The sequence below is a fragment of the Pseudoalteromonas sp. MMG024 genome, from assembly GCF_021654175.1.
Taxonomy (GTDB): Bacteria; Pseudomonadota; Gammaproteobacteria; order Enterobacterales; family Alteromonadaceae; genus Pseudoalteromonas.
Genome location: NZ_JAKFZO010000060.1, coordinates 1 through 508, shown reverse-complemented (window position 1 = coordinate 508; position 508 = coordinate 1). Strand labels below are relative to the sequence as shown.

Genomic DNA, 508 nt, shown 5'->3' with positions numbered 1-508 from the left:
TCCAACACCTAAAGGTAAAATCAAAGGATTTATTACCTCATGCTTATGCCCAGAGACTTACCCATTGAAAGCGCTACTTGATGTGTACTGACAGCGGTGAGAAATAGAGCAAGGCTATGGTGAGCTCAAGCAGTATCAACTATCAAACAAGCCAGTTGTAACGGTATGATTTAACTAGAGACTTCGTTAGAGGTAAAATACAACTAACGAATGAGGTTAAGAATGCCAAAGAAAACATTATCAGCAGAATTTAAACGTGAATGTGCAGAGCTAGTTATCGTTCACGGTTATAAACATAAAGATGCAGCCGCAGCTATGAATGTTGGATTATCATCAATTCAACGCTGGGTGAGCCAATATAGAAAAGAGCAAACAGGTTTCACACCGAAAGCTAGTGCGTTAACACCTGAGCAAATACGTATTCAAGAACTTGAAAAACAAGTTAAACAGCTAAAAAGTGACAATGCCCTATTAAAAAAAGCTTCGGCCTTTTTCGCTATGGGGCATC

Annotated in this window: 1 protein-coding gene; it reads left to right on the top strand. The window is 39.2% G+C overall.

The window, feature by feature from the left end; genetic code table 11:
- Window positions 1–222: 222 nt before the first annotated feature.
- The coding region (locus L1068_RS21855) for a transposase (RefSeq protein WP_237131966.1) at window positions 223–508 on the top strand (286 nt) is incomplete at its 3' end.